The sequence below is a fragment of the Flavobacterium sp. PMTSA4 genome (assembly GCF_032098525.1).
GTDB classification, from domain to species: domain Bacteria; phylum Bacteroidota; class Bacteroidia; order Flavobacteriales; family Flavobacteriaceae; genus Flavobacterium; species Flavobacterium capsici.
In genome coordinates, this window is sequence record NZ_CP134890.1 from 1,828,728 (window position 1) to 1,848,141 (window position 19,414).

The 19,414-nt window shown below is 34.0% G+C and carries 11 protein-coding genes; all 11 read right to left on the reverse strand.

Features of this window, described 5'->3' with window-relative positions:
- Nucleotides 1-10: 10 nt before the first annotated feature.
- The 11 genes from sov to nrfD all read right to left on the reverse strand — a co-directional run bounded on the left by sov (nt 11) and on the right by nrfD (nt 19,379).
- The gene (gene sov, locus RN605_RS08535; protein ID WP_394853499.1) at nt 11-7,279 is read right to left on the reverse strand and encodes a T9SS outer membrane translocon Sov/SprA; all 7,269 of its coding nucleotides are present in this window, start codon (nt 7,277-7,279) and stop codon (nt 11-13) included.
- Nucleotides 7,280-7,282: 3 nt separating this feature from the next.
- Nucleotides 7,283-7,864: a Holliday junction branch migration protein RuvA gene (ruvA, locus tag RN605_RS08540; protein ID WP_313324203.1), complete on the reverse strand. Its 582-nt coding sequence runs from the start codon at nt 7,862-7,864 to the stop codon at nt 7,283-7,285.
- Nucleotides 7,865-7,939: 75 nt separating this feature from the next.
- A complete protein-coding gene (locus RN605_RS08545; protein WP_313324204.1) occupies nt 7,940-10,240 on the reverse strand; it encodes an NADP-dependent malic enzyme in 2,301 nt (766 codons plus the stop codon).
- A gap of 215 nt (nt 10,241-10,455) precedes the next feature.
- Complete coding sequence (gene queG, locus RN605_RS08550; protein ID WP_313324205.1) at nt 10,456-11,379, reverse strand: tRNA epoxyqueuosine(34) reductase QueG; 924 nt, start codon at nt 11,377-11,379, stop codon at nt 10,456-10,458.
- The gene (gene ruvB / locus RN605_RS08555) at nt 11,376-12,398 is read right to left on the reverse strand and encodes a Holliday junction branch migration DNA helicase RuvB (protein ID WP_313324206.1); all 1,023 of its coding nucleotides are present in this window, start codon (nt 12,396-12,398) and stop codon (nt 11,376-11,378) included. The genes queG and ruvB overlap by 4 nt, the downstream gene beginning before the upstream one ends.
- A gap of 78 nt (nt 12,399-12,476) precedes the next feature.
- Nucleotides 12,477-14,285 carry a cytochrome c oxidase subunit I gene (locus RN605_RS08560; RefSeq protein ID WP_313324207.1) on the reverse strand — a complete coding sequence of 603 codons (1,809 nt, stop codon included), beginning with the start codon at nt 14,283-14,285 and terminating at the stop codon, nt 12,477-12,479.
- 26 nt (nt 14,286-14,311) lie between these two features.
- Entirely contained in the window at nt 14,312-15,487 is a 1,176-nt protein-coding gene (locus tag RN605_RS08565) for a cytochrome c oxidase subunit II (protein WP_313324208.1), read from the reverse strand.
- A 20-nt stretch (nt 15,488-15,507) separates the two neighbouring features.
- A complete protein-coding gene (locus RN605_RS08570) occupies nt 15,508-16,836 on the reverse strand; it encodes a quinol:cytochrome C oxidoreductase (protein WP_313324210.1) in 1,329 nt (442 codons plus the stop codon).
- 27 nt (nt 16,837-16,863) lie between these two features.
- Entirely contained in the window at nt 16,864-17,424 is a 561-nt protein-coding gene (locus tag RN605_RS08575) for a c-type cytochrome (RefSeq protein ID WP_313324212.1), read from the reverse strand.
- A 9-nt stretch (nt 17,425-17,433) separates the two neighbouring features.
- Nucleotides 17,434-17,961, reverse strand: a complete 528-nt coding sequence (locus RN605_RS08580; RefSeq protein ID WP_313324214.1) for a DUF3341 domain-containing protein — start codon at nt 17,959-17,961, stop codon at nt 17,434-17,436.
- 8 nt (nt 17,962-17,969) lie between these two features.
- Entirely contained in the window at nt 17,970-19,379 is a 1,410-nt protein-coding gene (nrfD, locus tag RN605_RS08585; RefSeq protein ID WP_313324215.1) for an NrfD/PsrC family molybdoenzyme membrane anchor subunit, read from the reverse strand.
- Nucleotides 19,380-19,414 lie beyond the last annotated feature (35 nt).

Genomic DNA, 19,414 nt, shown 5'->3' on the forward strand with positions numbered 1-19,414 from the left:
TTAAAACTTTTTAGTTTCCAAAATTATATCGCAAAGTAAATCCAGCTCTGATATTTGTTAACGGGAATGAAGTTGAAATTACCGGTTTTGAGAACGAATGGTCGTAATAGAAAATAGCGGTTAGATTTTTACTAAACGAATAATCAGCAGTTAATTTTGCAGACCAAATATTTTGACCATTCCCCAATTGGTTATTGTCATAATCTAAATAACGAACTATGGTTTTATTGTTTCTGTATGAGAAATCAATTTTCATGTTAATATCACTTTTGATAATTCCCGTTGGGTTATCAGCTAATTTTGAAGAGATAATTACATCTTTAAAACGATAACCAAAACCTAAAACATACTCTAATCCTTGAACTTCAGTTAAAAGATTATTATCAAAACTCAACGATAAACTTCTGTCCTTTTTCATCTCTGCTAGCATTTTGAATGAGTTTTTCATTTCAAAATCTAAACGGATTAATGGATTAAATTGTTCAACTAAGTTGGCATTTCCTATCAAATTTCGTGCTTTAATATTTCCACCAACATCTACATCAGCTGGCGAATTAGGATCGTAATCTAAATTAGAACGGAATGAATTAATTGTATAAGAAGCACGATAAGCATGCTGAAGAGAGAAACGTTTGAATGTGTCTTTAAAGAACTTATAACGCATTAATCCTGTATATTTTACCGTCCAGTTAGGAATCGGAATATTTTTTATTGCATCTAATGAAATATTTTTTGCAGAATCATTAGCGCCTGAAGTATATAAGCCCGTATAAGCAGCTAAAAATGCAGGTAACAATACTTGTTGACTGTTTTTACCAAAACCAATTGGATAACCTTCCGCATCTCTAGTGAAGTTAGTTGTTCCATAAAATTCTGTTGCCAATCTATCTGCAATTATTATTCTGTTTCCTCTGAAGTCATTAAATGAAGAAGAGAAGTTTTCATCACTTGCTTTAAAAGCAGATTTAAGCATTACTGTTGTAATAGAAAAATTACCTGTAGTATAAGGTGATTGAGAATTATAATTCCCATCAATAACGTTGTATTGTTCAGAATAATTTTCTGAATAAGCTCTATTTGCAATTAAATCAATTTTAAAATCAGGAAACAAATCTACATTAGCAGTCAGATCTAAAGTAGTTGTTTTTACACGTGTAAAATTTTGATTGAAATCCTGATAATCTGTAAGCCAACCTCTTTTAGCAGCTTCATATCTAACATCTGCTTGGTCACCAAACACAAACCCTAAACCAGGTTTAGAAGAACCAAAGAAACCTATACTTGGTAAAAATCCTGGTAACATTGTTCCTTGGTTTCTAGTGTAATTAATTTGAACATTCTTCACACTGGTTAAAACTCCTTTCAAACCATCTAAGAATACATTTTCAGATTTAGCTGGCTGAGCTGTATTGGTAATTTTTTGACCAGGTTTTGGTAGTGTTTTTGGTTGATTAGGTCTAGTTGCTGGTTTTTTACCAAGACCAATGTATTTATAGAAAGTCTCCATGTTCAATGCTGTGTTAAATCTATGCGAACCAGCATTTTGAACTGTGTTTCCTAAGTTATACTCTTGTCCATCCAAAACTAACGGTGATAACGCTAAAGAAGCACGTTGCCAACTGTAATCTCCAGTATAAGAATACGTAGATTTTACAAAAGCCAAGAATGGTAATTTATTTATAGGCAAATCATAATTAACCACAATTTGCTGATTGTGTTGGTTTGGTGTTCCAATATTCCAAAAATCAGTCCAAATAGTATAACTATTGTCAACATCATTATTTTCATCAATGTAGTTTCTAACCAAGTTTCTGGTTGAAGCTGAATAATTTAATTTCAAAGATTTGGTTAAACTATAATTAAATCCATACTGATAATTAAACATATAGTTTCTTCTATATAAATCATCCAGTGGAATTCCGTCAACATCAACTTGTCTGAATCTTTGTTGATTGTATTGTCTGATTATATTTGTGCTATAGGAAATATTTGTTGGCAAATAATTAAAATTAAAATCTTGCAACATTTTCCAGTAGCTACTTTTCTTAAAGTATTTTGAATTTTTAAAAGGTTCAACCGGTTTTGGTTGGAATGTATAAGTATAATCTACAGTAGCATTAACCTGTTGGTCAATAAAATTCTCAATTTCATAATTATGTTTCTTTATTTCATTGTATGAATAGGACAATGTTAAATTTTCAGGATCATAAATATGTGGTTTTTGCTCAGGCGATCTTTCTTTCTTAACACCAATGAAATTGATGCTTTTTCTTCTTGTATAATCAATTGCTCTGTTTTCAATATTAGCTCTTTCATCAGCATCTGACGTATTTGCTAACAATTGATTTAAACGAATATCTTGATTATAAGGATCGTACTCTGGCGTAATGGTTTCTTCCCCAATAGCATAATTAAATGGCAAATTAATTCCCCATTTCTTAGGTAAAAGTTTACCTAAACTTAAATTAGTAACTAAATTATATTGAAGTACATCTTCTCTACTTCTTTCATTTGGGCCTTCTTCAACAGAACCAAATCCAATGGTGCTTTTTCTTCCAGTTGCAGAAATGGTTGCAAAATCAGCCATATTGGTGTCAACATTTAATACCGCTGCCATTCCGCCTTTGTTACTCATATCTGCCAATCGAAGTTCATTAAACCAAACTTCTCCACGAATTTTCTCAGTATGCCTGTTTCTCACCCCAACCATTAATGTTCTCACTAACCCAAAATTTGGATTTCCTTTAATACCCAATCTTAATGGTCCGCGGTTTGTAATATTACCTAAAGATGGATCTAATTCTACATCGTCTTTATACAAAACTCCATCAACTAATTCAGCTGGATCAACACTTAATGACAATACCTTTAATTTGGTTAACAAACTGGTTCTAATATCCATTTCATTGATTTCTGGCCAAACTTCTTCAGGTGTTCTTCCAGTTTCTGGAGTAACTTTTAAAGGAATTTCAACTTCGTAGAAATTGTCTGTAAAGTCATTACCAAAACGTATGAAAGCAGTCATTTGATCATCTAAAAGCGGTGTTGGATCAGTTGGTGCTGGTAAAGCTTCGGCATGCAAAAACATTTTCAGTTTATTAAACTGACGCATGTCAATGCTAACATTTTTAAACACAGCTCTTGAATCACCTGGTTCTAAACCTTCGCCCGAAACTCTTAATGAAAGAGCTTGTTCATTTTGATTAACAATATCGTTTCCGTTTGCTAACTGTTCACGAACGACTCCTGGAGGCGAAACATAAGGAATTGGTAAACGACTTGCATTTTCTTGTATGTTTACCGAAAGAACATCAAAATTGGTTCCATCATCATCAGGATTATTGTCAGTCAATTCAAATGAATTATCATATCTTCTCCATTCTCCACGAACTAAATCTAAAGCTCCAAAACGAAGTGTAACTTGTTCAGAAAATCCAGTCATAAACATTCTCATAAAACGTATTGAACGAAAATCTGTAATTGCACCTACTTTATTTTGATAATCTTTAACTGGAATTTTCATTTGGAACCAACGAACAGGAATTGAAGTACCATTAGGTAAATTATCAATAACTGTTTCACGAACGTCTGTGATATAATTTGTACCAACAGTCATATTTGGTCGAATATCAACACTATACTCATAATAAGCATTAATGGTATTCATAGTGTTATCTCGATTGATATCTTCTACATCAGGTAATGTAGTTGAACCTCTATTGGTGTCAGAAACGTCAACTGGTGAATTGCCTTGAACGCCATTGTAATTTTTATAGCGCTCAAAAACTGAACTCCCTGAAGCTGCTAAAAAATATTGATAATTATCTGCTGCTGGATCGGGCAAAGCAGCATAAGCTGGATGAATACCTGGTAAACTTTTTTCATCATTATCATCCAATCCGTCAAATCCAACGTCTTGTTTGGCACGATTCGCACCATCAACGTCAAAAGCATATATTAATGATTGTGCCGAAGGTACTTTACCCCAAACTGTTGAACTGGTTAATGCTTGAGAAACATTATTTGCTGGTAAACCGTTCTCATATTGTTTACGCTCATCTTTCAAAATATCTTCTGATATTTCTCCTAGGTTAAAATAAATTTTTCCAACATTAGCAGGATTTTCAGCATTTGGATCAGTGTCTGGATAGTATGGATCCATTACCCAAAATTGAATGTATTCCACATTACTTTGCTCAAAATTAGTAGAATTTATAGCACGAGTAATACCCCCAAAGTTTTGAGTAGGATTTGGCAAAACTCCTGTTGTTGCCGCTGCTGGATCATAATTATACGGACCGCGCTCAGATGGATAATACGTTAAATCTAAAGTATTCACCACTTGAGATTGTCCAATTGTTAGGTCTAAATTTGGAAATAATTCTCTATTAAAAATTCTTCTGGTACTGTTTAAAGAAACTCCATCTGGTCCAATTTCACCAGGAGTTTGAATGTATATGGTTGGGTCAATACTGTACCAGTTTAATTTTGCTCTTTTATATCCATAACTTAAATCAAGTGCTCCTGAATTAAATTCATAAGTATCAGTTCCAGGCTCAGGATTCTCTGGAAACTTAGGCACACTCGATAAAGCCCATGAAATTGGCGATCGCATGTCAATGGTTGTTTGTGAACCTTCAAAGTCATCAACATAAATAGTTGATTCTCCATCAAATTGATCGTTCTTAGATGTTCCTGGTTTTAAAAAAGCTATTTCACCTCTAACCGATAAATTAGAAGGCACATCGGTATCAATGTTTGGAAGCTTATTTACCAAGCGAGTGAAAAAAGGAACCTCTGTAGAATAATTAGCATTAAACCCATAGATTGTATTGTTAACCGATTCTTGTCCGTAATTTGATTTTTGAGTAAATGGTCTTTCAGCCATATTTATCAAAGTACCACCAATTAAAAACTTATCACTGAATTTATGTTCAACATTAACTCCCATAAACCTTCTAGTTTGTTGACCAAACACAGAATTATTCTCTACTGAAACATTAATAGGCGTATTTGATGCCTGAAGAGAAGGATCAAGGATTTGAACTCTTCCTGCCTGATAATTTACACTGTAATCAACACCTTCAACTAAAACTCTTCCTCCAGCAGTAACAACAACTGAACCTCTTGGCACATTGAAAGCACCGATAGGAATACCTTCACCACCAGAAGATTTATACCTAACTTTTAGTTGAAACTTATTTCTAGATGCATCTTGTAAAGCTGCTGCTTGAGTAGTTCGATACATTTCTCTAAATACATATTTTGCTTGGTTCGCATTAAATGTATTTGTTGTTGGCAATTGATTTGTTGCCGAGTAATCTTCATAATAATCTTCACTATTGTTTAACCTCAATTTTTCAAACAAATGCTTACCAAAAGGTTCAACAGTAGTAAAAATAATTCTTCCGTTTTGCTGGTCAACAGTTAATCCTGGTATGAAATCAAAAAATCCATCACCTCCATTTTGCGGGTCATTATTATAATTCAATTTATCAACATTGAATACTTTAATTAATGGTGTTTCTGCAACAGTCATATCAGGATCAGTTGTAACAGGAAAATTAGTTCCAGGTACAGGAGAAATATAATTTATAGGCGAAGGATCAGTATATAAAATATTAAATCTGAAATCTTCTTGTTGTAATTGAAACGCTCCAGGGATTTGATAAATATTCTTCATCAACAAATTCCAAATTGGTTTTTGAACGTTTGTCAAATTACTTTTCAGCATTTTTAAAATCAAACTTTGTGTTGATATATTTGGGTCATCTGCCGAACCACTAACAACTGATGATTCAACTCCATCCGTTCCGAATTCTCCAACTTGATAAACATCATTTCCAACAGTAAATTGATAAGCAACGGCCAAAACTTCATCGTTAGCCAAACGTTGCTGCAATGAAATATATCCTAATTGTGGATGATAAGTAAATTCATTTGGATTTAACTTTCTAGCATTTTCAAGTTTTGAGTAATCATTTCCTTCACTTACTGATGTAATATTATTAAATCCTTGGCTTGATGTTGTTACATCTCTGATGTTTGAATTTAACAAATATCCTGAAGTACCGATTTTTGTTGGGTCATATTTATTGTTCTCGTTACTTGGTGGTGTATCTACTGGAGCAACAAAAAATGCTGGTAAATCTGCAGGTGCAATTGCTACAACATTATTTACTGCAACTCCAGATAACTCTGCCTCACCTAAATCTTGAAGTGCAATAATGTTTCTTAAATTATTATTGGTATTATTTACTCTGTTTTGTTTATTAGTTACCCAAACTTCAATTCTAGTAATCTGAACTCTACTCTGAATGTGTGGATAAGTTGACATCGCTTCATCATACCTGTTTCTAAAGTATTGTGATAAGAAAAAGTGTCTGTCCGAATCATAATCTAAAGCAAAAATTTCAGCATCTTGAATAGTTCCACCACCTTGAGCCGTTACTGAACGTGTTTGCGATTTTTGTTCAGAGAAAACTCCTGTAACTGTTGTTCTCCCAAATTGCAATTGTGCTTTGACTCCAAATAAACTTTGTGCACCACGAATCAATGAATTGGTTAACGGCATACTTACGTTACCGACTTCAATTTTTTGAATAATATCATCCTCTGTTGGTGCATATTCTAACTTAATCAAATTTTGGAAAGCAAATGTTGATTGGGTATCATAATTAGCATTAACACTTAATCGAGTTCCTACTTTACCCATCAAACTCATACTGATTCGTTGATCGAAATCGAATGAGGTTTGTGCTCTGTTTCTTGGAGAAAATGCAGGATTATCTTGCTTGGTATAGCGAACACCTAAGTCCATTTCAACCGAACCTGTAGGTTTTACATCAATAGTATTGGAACCAAAAATGGTTTCAAAGAAACCTGAATTAACATAATATCTTGGTAATTGATCTTTTCTTGCTTCTTCGCTTCCTTCTTTTTTACCATCAATTGCATCCGATTTTTTCTTGTAATAATCTCTAATCGACTCACGAAGAACTAACTCTTCATACTCTTGTGGCGTTAAAATAATTGGATAATTTATATTAAATCCTTCAAAAGTGCTTGAATAAATATAACGGTTCGTTGCTGGGTCGTATTTATAAGCGTTAATAATACTGTTAGGATTATTAATCTCAATTCTTCCAGTGCTATAACCCGTGGAATCAGAAGGAGTTTCAACAATTTGAGAAAAAACGGTTCCTGTTGTTAAAAAAACAAATAAGAATAGTAATTTCTTTAAAGTAATGAATTTATATAAATGGTATTTTGTTTTCAAGTATTATAAATTTTTTAACGCTTGTTTGATTATAGTTTCTACTGTTGCTTCTTGATTCTCTTTGATGATTTTATCCACAACTTTTTCTGCCGATTTTCTAGTATAACCTAAAACCTCTAATGCAGATAACGATTCTTCTTTGTTAATATTGTGTGAAATTGTAGAAATTTCATTTAAATCATACACTTTTAACACTTTTTCCTTTAATTCGATGATAGCACGTTGCGCTGTTTTCAATCCAATTCCTTTAATAGATTGTACTGTAGCTACGTCGCCAACTGCTATTGCTTGAATAATTTGTTTTGGTTCTAAAGAGGAAAGCATTGTTCTTGCTATTCCTGCACCAATTCCTGATACAGACAATAGTAATTTAAACAATTCACGCTCTGATTTTTCTACAAACCCAAAAAGTGAATGCGAATCTTCTTTGATTTGAAGAAAGGTAAAAAGCTTTACAAAATCAGTATTAGGAAGTAACGAAAATGTATGAAGTGAAATATTGATATGATAGCCTACACCATTGCAATCTATAATTACTTCTGTTGGTGTTTTTTCTACTACTTTACCTTGAATATGAGCTATCATTCGTTTGAAAATGTATTTCCAAATATAACAAAATTCTTTAACTGATAGTGTTAGTTTGAAATATTGTTAAATAAATCAAAAATTAACTTTTATCATTTTGTTTCTTTTTTCTTTTTCTTGCGCATCAACAACGGCAACAGCAACCATGTTTACCATTTCTTCAACGCTTGCACCAAGTTGAAAAATATGAACTGGTTTATCCATTCCTAGCATTATTGGCCCAATAGAATCTACATTATACAACTCTTTCAATAGTTTATAAGTAATATTGGCAGCTTCAAGATTCGGGAAGATTAAAGTATTCACTTTCTTTCCAGCTAGTTTTGAAAACGGAAATTTAGCTTTCAACATATCAGGATTCAAGGCAAAATCTGTTTGAATTTCTCCATCAACAATCAAATCAGGGTAATATTTATGCAAATAAGCAACTGCCTCACGAACTCTAGTAGCTGTTTCATAGTTAGATGAACCGAAGTTTGAATAAGAAACCATTGCAATCACTGGTTCAATTCCAAACATTCTCACTGTCTTTTCGGTCATTAAAGCAATTTTCGCCAAATCATCTGCTGATGGGTTTGGATTAATCGCTGTATCCGATAAAAACATCGGTCCACGATTGGTCATCATCATATTAGTTGTGGCAATTAATGAAATGCCTGGTGCTTTTCCTATCAATTGCATCATTGGTTTTATTACCGAAGGGTAACTTCTTGAATAACCCGAAACCAATGCATCTGCATCACCATCGCTAACCATCATAGCGGCAAAATAATTGCGCTCACGCATCCATTTTTGAGCATCATATTGCGAAACTCCTTTTCGTTCTCTTGCTTTCCAAAAAATATCAGCATAATGCAATCTTCTAGCATCTTCTTCTTTAGTTTTTGGGTCTATAATTGGCACATCAGCATTAAAATCTAACTCTTCTTTCAGCTCAAGTATAACCTCTTTGTTTCCAAGTAGTATTGGTTTAGCAATTCCTTCTTCATACGCTATTTGTGCTGCTTTCAATACGTCTAAATGGTCAGCTTCTGCAAAAACAACTCGCTTAGGATTGGTCTTAGCACGATTAGTAAGCAATCGAACCATCTTATTATCAGAACCTAATCGGTCTAACAATTCATCTTCATATTTCTGCCAATCGGTAATTGGGTTTAGTGCAACTCCCGATTCCATTGCTGCTTTCGCAACGGCAGGTGCAACCACCGAGATTAACCTTGGGTCAAATGGTTTTGGGATAATATAATCTCTACCAAAGTTCAACTTGGTTTCTCCATAGGCAATGTTTACTTGCTCCGGTACTGGTTCTTTGGCCAAAGCTGCTAACGCTTTTACCGCAGCCATTTTCATGGCTTCGTTTATTTTAGTTGCGCGAACATCTAACGCTCCGCGGAAAATATATGGAAACCCAAGAACGTTGTTTACCTGATTAGGATGGTCTGAACGACCAGTTGCCATAATGATATCTTTTCGGGTAGCAATTGCCAAGTCATAATCAATTTCAGGAACAGGGTTTGCCATCGCAAAAACGATAGGGTTTTTTGCCATTCCTTTTAACATTTCAGGAGTTAGGATGTTTCCAGCGGATAATCCAAGGAAAACATCGGCATCTTTTAATGCTTTTTTCAGGTCGATGCCTGGTTTTGTGTTGGCATACTTTTTCTGCAAATCGGATAAGTCATTTCTATCCATAGAAAGCACACCGTCTTTATCAAACATGATGATGTTTTGCACTTTTATGCCTAAAGCAACATACAAGTTAGCACAAGCTAATGCTGCTGAACCTGCTCCAGAAACAACAACTTTTACTTTATCAATTTTCTTTTTAGCCAAAAACAAAGCATTCAATAAAGCTGCCGAAGATATGATAGCCGTTCCGTGTTGGTCATCGTGCATCACCGGAATGTTCAGTTCTTCCACTAAGCGTCGTTCTATTTCAAACGATTCGGGAGCTTTGATGTCTTCAAGGTTGATTCCTCCAAAGGTTGGCGCAATATTTTTTACAGTTTCTATAAAAGCATCCACATCTTTGGTGTCAACTTCGATATCAAACACATCAATATCGGCAAATATTTTAAACAACAGTGCTTTCCCTTCCATTACAGGTTTTGAAGCTTCGGGTCCGATATCTCCAAGACCTAAAACCGCAGTACCATTTGAAATTACGGCTACTAAGTTTCCTTTGGAAGTATATTTATAAACGTTGTTAACGTCTTTCGCTATTTCTAAACAAGGCTCGGCAACTCCTGGTGAATATGCCAATGACAAATCTCTTTGTGTAGCATACTTCTTGGTTGGCACAACTTTTATTTTTCCAGGCGTTGGCTTGGCATGATATAAAAGCGCTTCTCTTCGTTTGGTGTCTTTGTGATGCATATCATTGTTTGTTCGAACCTACAAAGTTATAAGACTAAGTTTAAATAAGAAATTTTTGAGCGGTTGTTTTCAAAATATTTTAAACTAATAAACTAATCGTGCCTATAAGAACGATTTATTGCAATCTGTTTACTCCTTTTACAATACAAATGGGCTTTTACTACAATATAAGTTCATATATTACAATAAAATACACTATGAAATCTAAAATTGGTTTACTCTTTCAAAAAATCGATGTTGCGTTTCAAGCCTTGGTACTGAGTTCTTTTAATAGGTGTTCCTTTGAATACTTTCTCAAAAGTATCTTCGGTAATTTCCTCCCAATCTCTTTTGCTAAAGTTCAAAAGCTCTTGATTAGGATTAAAAAGTGGTTCGCTGTGTGATTTAGAAAACTTATTCCATGGGCAAACATCCTGACAAATGTCGCAACCAAACATCCAATCATCCATTTTGCCTTTGGCTTCTTGTGGCAGATTGTCTTTTAGTTCGATGGTATAATAGGAAATGCATTTACTGCCGTCAACCTTATAAGGTTCAATGATGGCTTGCGTAGGACAAGTATCAATGCAAGCAGTGCAAGTGCCACAATGGTCTGTAGTTGGGTAATCATATTCGAGTTCAAGGTCTATAACCAATTCGGCTATAAAATAAAACGAACCCACTTGTTGCGTAAGCAAGTTGCTGCTTTTACCCATCCAACCCAATCCGCTTTTGGCTGCCCAAGCTTTATCCATAATGGGTGCAATGTCTATAAAAGCTCTTCCATGAATATCGCCAATTTCAGCTCGGATAGCTGCCAAGAGTTTCTTTAACTTCTTCTTGATGACATAGTGATAGTCTTTGCCATACGCATATTTAGAAATCTTATAACTTTCCTGATTTTGAAATTCGGATGGGTAATAATTGATGAGCAACGATACTACACTTTTTGCACCAGTTACAAGCAATCGTGGGTCTAATCGCTTATCAAAATAATCTTCCATAAACTTCATTTCGCCGTGATGGCCTTTCTTGAGCCATTCTTCAAAGCGAGGTGCTTCTTCCTCTAGAAAAGTTGCTTTGGATATACCGCAAGACAAAAAGCCGAGTCTTTTGGATTCGGCTTTTATAATTTGGGTGTATTTTTCTTTATTAATCAAAACAATTCACCTTGATTTGGACCTTTTATTTTTCCTAAATGTTTATAGGCTTTATCGGTTACTTCTCTACCTCTTGGTGTTCGCATAATGAAACCTTCTTGAATTAAGAATGGCTCATAGACTTCTTCAATGGTTTCGCCACTTTCAGATACTGCAGTTGCCAAAGTGGACAGACCTACTGGTCCGCCTTTGAATTTTTCTATAATAGTAGTAAGGATTTTGTTATCCATTTCGTCCAATCCATGAGCATCTACATGCAAAGCTTTTAACGAAAATTGAGCGATTTCAATATCAATACTACCGTTGCCTTTAATCTGCGCAAAGTCTCTAACACGACGCAACAATGCATTGGCAATACGAGGCGTTCCTCTACTTCTTCCAGCAATTTCGATAGCTGCTTCCATAGTGATTGGCATTTTTAAAATAGATGCACTACGCTGTACAATTGTGGTTAATAACTCTGTGTTATAATATTGTAAACGGCTTTGTATTCCAAAACGCGCACGCATCGGTGCGGTTAATAAACCGGAACGAGTTGTAGCACCAACAAGCGTGAAAGGATTCAAGTTGATTTGAACCGTCCTAGCGTTTGGACCTGATTCGATCATGATATCAATCTTAAAGTCTTCCATAGCAGAATATAAATACTCTTCAACTATTGGGCTTAAACGATGAATTTCATCAATAAAAAGTACATCTCTATCTTCTAAGTTAGTTAACAAACCTGCTAAATCACCAGGTTTATCTAAAACAGGACCAGAGGTTATTTTAATCCCAACTCCAAGTTCGTTAGCAAGTATATTGGCTAGAGTAGTTTTTCCTAAACCCGGCGGACCATGAAACAAGGTATGGTCTAATGCTTCCTCTCTTAGATTTGCAGCTTCAACAAAAACCTTAAGATTCTCAAGTACTTGCTCTTGACCTGTAAAGTCTTCAAATGAAAGTGGCCTTAACTTTTTCTCAAGATCAAGCTCTTCAGGATTGTAATTAGCATTACTGGGATTTAGATTTTCATTCATGTTACAAATATAGAATAAAGTTGAATGCAAATAAAAAAGCCTTTCTAATTAAGAAAGGCTTTTTTAAACTAAAATGAATTAATGATGTAACACTTCTTCACCAGGTTTCATCGGCACATTTTGCGGAACAAAATCTTCATCATGTCCTGGTTTACTATAATCATAAGCCCATCTGTGTACTTCAGGGATTTCTCCAGGCCAGTTTCCATGTATATGTTCTACTGGAGCTGTCCATTCTAAAGTATTCGATTTCCATGGGTTTTGAACTGTTTTCTTTCCGTAGAATATACTGCTAAAGAAATTGTACAAGAAAACTAATTGGAAAACTCCTCCAACTAATGCAAACGTAGTAATAATAACGTTTACATTAGCTAAATCATCGAATAATGGGAAATTTGTATTTGTATAATATCTTCTAGGTAAACCTGCCATTCCTATAAAGTGCATTGGGAAGAAAACCCCATAAGCACAAACCGCAGTTACCCAAAAATGCACATATCCTAGATTTTTATTTAACATTCTTCCAAACATTTTAGGGAACCAATGGTAAATACCTGCAAACATTCCGTAAAGAGCAGAAATACCCATTACTAAGTGGAAGTGAGCAATTACGAAATAAGTATCATGAACGTTAATATCAAGTGTACTATCTCCAAGAATAATTCCTGTTAAACCTCCAGTAATGAACGTTGAAACCATTCCTATGGAAAACAACATGGCAGGATTCATTTGTAAATTTCCTTTCCATAAGGTTGTTATCCAGTTAAACGCTTTTACCGCTGATGGTATAGCAATTAATAAGGTAGTAAATGTAAATACAGAACCTAAAAACGGATTCATACCTGAGATGAACATATGATGTCCCCAAACAATAGTTGATAAGAAAGCAATTGCAAGTACTGACATAATCATTGCTCTATACCCAAAAATTGGTTTACGTGAATTGGTTGCTAAAATTTCTGAAACCAATCCCATTGCTGGAAGAATTACAATATATACTTCTGGATGTCCTAAGAACCAAAATAAGTGCTCAAACAATACTGGCGATCCACCTTGATAATTTAAAACTTCACCAGCTAAATAAATATCTGACAAGAAGAATGAAGTACCAAAACTTCTATCCATAATCAACATTAATGCTGCTGATAATAAAACTGGGAAAGATACAATACCAATGATTGCTGTAATAAAGAATGTCCAAACTGTTAATGGTAGTCTTGTCATTGACATCCCTTTTGTTCTCAAATTAATAACCGTTACAACATAATTTAAAGAACCTAGTAACGATGATGCAATAAAAATTGCCATAGAAACTAACCACAAAGTCATTCCCATTCCTGAACCTGAAATTGCTTGAGGTAATGCACTTAATGGCGGATAAATTGTCCATCCTGCTGAAGCTGGACCAGATTCAACAAACAACGAAATTACCATAACAACACTTGACAAAAAGAACAACCAATATGAAATCATATTAAGAAATCCCGATGCCATATCTCGCGCTCCAATTTGTAAAGGAATTAATAAATTACTAAATGTTCCACTCAATCCTGCTGTAAGGACAAAGAATACCATTATAGTACCGTGAATTGTAATTAATGCCAAATATGTTTCGTTAGTCATTACACCATTTGGAGCAAATTTATCACCCAATAAAACATTAAAAATTTTAAATGACTCTTCAGGCCAAGCAATTTGCATTCTAAAAAGCATAGACATACCTACACCTATTACTCCCATAATGATACCCGTAATTAAATACTGTTTAGATATCATTTTATGGTCGATACTAAAGATGTACTTTGTTATAAAAGTGTCTTTATGGTGGTGTTCGTGGTCATGACCATGATCGTTATCGTGTCCGTGATTGTGAGCTGCTGCTGACATATATTCTAATCTTTAAATTTGTATATTTATTTTTTAGTCACTACTGCGACAACTGCCTCAGTATTTGTTGTTTTTGTAGTATCTACTGCTGCTGGCACTACATTTTCTTTTGGTTCTTCACTTGCTTTAGAAGCTGCATAAGCACTAACAATAGTTTGCTTATCTGCCAACCATTTTTTGTAATCTTCTGGTGTATCTACTACAACTTTCATTTGCATGTTGTAATGTGATGCTCCACATATTTTATTACATAATAACAAGTAATCAAAAGTGTAAGGTTCTAAGGCTGCTTCTCCTTTTGCAATTAATTTTTGACTTTTTTGAGCTCTAATTGCATTAATATTAGCAACTTTCTCAATCATTGCAGGTCTTTCTCTCATCTCTGCAGTTGTCATTGTAGGTGTAAATGAAAATTGAGTAACCATACCTGGAACACAATTCATTTGAGCTCTAAAATGAGGCATGTAAGCTGAGTGCAATACATCTTGAGAACGCATTCTAAAAATAATACGTTTTCCTTTAGGAATATGTAATTCAGATGCCGTAAAATCATCTTGAGCATTTGGATCTGCTAAATCAACACCTAAATTGTTAACTCCTTCAATATATCTTACGTTTGCCTTTCCTAATACATTATCAGGACCAGAATATCTTGCTTCCCATTTGAATTGTTGCGCATAAAGTTCAATAACAATAGCATCTTGTTCTTGTTCTTTTTCAACAAACATAATATTATTCCAAGCATATAACCCGTAAAGAATTAAACCTGCTAAAACCACTGCTGGAATTGAACTCCAAATAACTTCTAATTTATTATTATCAGCATAGTACAAAGCTTTTTGACCTTGCTTACCACGGTATTTGAAAGCAAAATAATGTAATAGTGCTTGGGTAATAGTTTGAACAAAAAATATCAATACTAGCGAAATAATCATTAAATTATCTACTAATGGTCCGTGTTCTGAAGCTGAATCACTTAGTAAAGGAAAATGTCCGTAGTATAAAACACACCATATAGTAGTAATATAAATAAATATTAGAAAAGCAAACATTAAGTAACCATTCACTTTATTATCGTTGTCATTTGCTACTTGCGTATCATTAACATTTGCACCAATTTGAGTTAAGTCAAATATCTTTGTTAATTGCCAAACTGCAATGGCTAATAAAACTACAACTATAAATACTAAAAGAGTTGTCATTTGTTTTTTACTTTAAAATATTAATAATGAAAATGTTTACTTTCTTCTATAAAAGGGCTTCTCTTTGGAGTTAATGGTGCTTTTGTTAAAGCTGTAAACACCACATAGATGAACAATCCACCAAAGAAACATATTGATGCAATCTCTGACACGCCGATAAACCACTGGTCTCCAACGGTAGCTGGCATTATCATGTTAAAGAAATCAATATAATGACCAAATAGGATAATCAAACTAGCCATAATAACTATCCAAGAAATACGTTTGAAATCTGTATTAACTAATATCAGTATTGGTAACACAAAATTTAAAACTAATGCACCGAAGAATGGTAAATTATACAAATCAATTCTTGTTTTGAAATAGGTAACTTCCTCAGGAATATTTGCATACCATATCAACATAAATTGAGAAAACCATAAGTAAGTCCAAAAAATACTAAATCCAAACATATACTTAACTAAATCATGGATATGACTAGAATTAACTTGTTCTAAATATCCTTTTGATTTTAAATAAATTGTTACAACAGCAATCATGGTAACTGCACTTACTATAAAACTAGCAAAAACGTACCATCCGTATAAAGTACTAAACCAATGTGGGTCAAATGACATTAACCAATCCCAAGACATTATTGATTCAGATACAATAAAGAATACTAAGAAAGCAGCTGACAATTTAAAATTCTTTTTATAATTTAAATCATCAGTAGCATTATCTTGGGCTAAACAGTTTTTTCTAGAATAATAACGATATAAATTCCAAACTGTTAAGAATATTGCGGCTCTAATAATCCAAAAAGGAAAATTGAGATAACCTGATTTACCAGCTATCAAATGATCATAATTAGGACTATTTGGATCGGTTACACCTTCTGCCATCCAAACAAATAAGTGATTAAAATGAAAGCCTGTTAAGAGTAGAATGACAAAGAAAATAATAGAACCTGGTAATAAATAGGCGCCAATTGCTTGCATTACTCTAAACAAAATTGGTGACCAACCTGCTTGAGCAACAATGTTGATTGCTTTAAAAGCTGTAGCTCCAAGTGCAATTAGCATAAAGAATATACAAGCAACATATAAAGCTGACCATGGTTTGTTTTGTAATTGATGCAAAACATGTTTCAAGTGTTCTTGATGTTCAGCAGTTGCTTTTGCATCGTGGTGTTCTACAGCATGGGCATCGTGAGCTGCTACATGGTGACCATGATTTTCAGCATTTAATATAGTTTCAACATCTTGAATAGTTTTTGGAGCGGTAAAAAATCCATAACCGATTCCTAAGGCACCAACAATCATCAAGATGAAAGAAAAAGTTTTTAATTTACTAGAAAAAGTATACATATCTATAACTATCTGTTTATTCTACAATTATAATTCGCTTTTCAGTTTTTGAACATAAGCAGCCACTTGCCATCTTTCTTGAGTATCCAACTGATTAGCGTGAGAACCCATTGAGTTTAATCCATAAGTGATTACGTGGAAGATACTTCCTTCTGTAATTTGTCTGTCCTTATAACTAGGTACTCCAAGGAATTTTTCTTGTGTCACCAATTTACCTTTTCCATCTCCAGCTTTTCCATGACAAATAGCACAATATATTTCGAACAATTCTTGTCCTTTTTTAAGGTCTAAACCCAAAGAATCTAAAGGTGACTTTAAATTTGCTTTTGCCATTTCATATCCTTCTGTTGTATTAGGATATTCATAAGGTTGAAAACCTCTTTTAACAGCTCCTTGTGGAACCAATTGACCTTCTTTTCCTTTTAAACCAGTTGGTGAATTGAAAGCATCTGATTCAGAGTATGTTTCATAAGCTACCGATTCATACATGTTAGGCATGTATTGGTAATTTGGTTTCAAATCATTTTTACATGATGTAATTGAAACTGTTATTCCAAAAATTACTATTATTTTAAGCAAGTTCTTCATACTTTTTTATTAATGCTTATCTACAACTTTTACTTCTACTGCTCCTGTTTCGTTGAAAAATTTCAGTAATTCTTCTTCGTTATTATTGACAGCTATTTCCATTAAAAAATGATCATCAGTAGTTCTTACATCTGGATTTTCAGCTTCTTTAAATGGCCATAATCGGCTTCTCATATAAAAAGTTATAACCATTAAATGCGCTGCAAAAAAAACAGTTAATTCAAACATTACAGGAATGAAAGCTGGCATATTTTGATAATATGCAAAACTTGGTTTTCCACCTATATCTTGCGGCCAGTCTTGAATCATAATATAGTTCATCATAACTGTAGCTACTGTTAATCCTAAACATCCATATATAAAAGAGCATATAGCTAATCTTGTTGGTGGTATTCCCATAGCCTTATCCAAACCATGAACTGGGAATGGAGTAAAAACTTCTTCAATATGATGATGTGCGGCTCTTGTTTTGTGAACTGCATCCATCAAAACATCATCATCATTGTATAGTGCGTGTATAACTTTTGTACTACTCATAGCTAATATTAATGTTTGTCAGAATGATCGTGACCTTTTAATTCTCTTTCTCTCTTATAATTTTCTCCTGAAGATTTCAAGATTGTTTTTACCTCTGCTTGTGCAATCACTGGGAAAGTTCTAGCATATAATAAGAACAATACAAAGAAGAAACCAATAGTTCCAATATAAATTCCAATATCTACAAATGTTGGTTGGAACATTGTCCAAGATGATGGTAGGTAATCTCTATGAAGCGAGGTAACGATAATTACAAAACGCTCAAACCACATTCCAATATTTACAACAATTGAGATTATAAACGAGAACATAATGCTCGTTCTTAATTTTTTGAACCACATAAATTGTGGAGAGAATACATTACAACTCATCATTGCCCAGTAAGCCCAAGCATATGGTCCAGTTGCTCTGTTCAAGAATGCATATTGTTCAAATTCTACTCCAGAGTACCAAGCTACAAATAACTCAGTGATATAAGCCACTCCAACAATAGAACCTGTAATCATAATTACAATGTTCATTAACTCTATGTGTTGAATAGTAATGTAAGCTTCAAGATTTGACACTTTTCTCATGATAATTAAAAGTGTATTTACCATCGCAAATCCAGAAAATACCGCACCAGCAACGAAATATGGTGGGAAAATTGTTGTATGCCAACCTGGAATTACAGATGTTGCGAAGTCAAAGGATACAATAGTATGAACTGAAAGTACAAGTGGTGTAGCTAATCCAGCTAATACCAATGAAACTTCTTCAAAACGTTGCCAGTCTTTTGCTCTTCCACTCCATCCAAATGATAAAATTGAATAAATTCTTTTTGTAAACGGAGTTACAGCTCTATCTCTTAACATTGCAAAGTCAGGAAGTAAACCAGTCCACCAGAAAACTAATGATACTGATAAATAAGTAGAAATTGCAAACACGTCCCAAAGTAATGGCGAGTTAAAGTTAACCCATAAAGAACCAAATTGATTTGGAATTGGCACAACCCAGTAAGCTAACCAAGGTCTACCCATGTGAATAATTGGGAACAATCCAGCTTGTACAACAGAGAAAATAGTCATTGCTTCAGCAGAACGGTTAATAGCCATTCTCCAACGTTGACGGAATAATAAAAGTACTGCAGAAATTAAGGTTCCTGCGTGACCAATACCAACCCACCAAACGAAGTTAGTAATATCCCAAGCCCAACCAACTGTTTTATTTAATCCCCAAGTTCCAATTCCTGTAGATATGGTGTAAATGATACAACCTATTCCCCAAAGGAAAGCTACTAATGCAATGGAGAAAACTGTCCACCATTGTTTATTTGCTCTTCCTTCAACTGGAGCTGCTACATCAACAGTTACATCGTGATAAGTTTTATCACCTATAACTAAAGGTTTTCTAATGGGTGCTTCGTAATGAGACGACATAATCCTTTATATTGTTTCTTAATTAATAACTTATT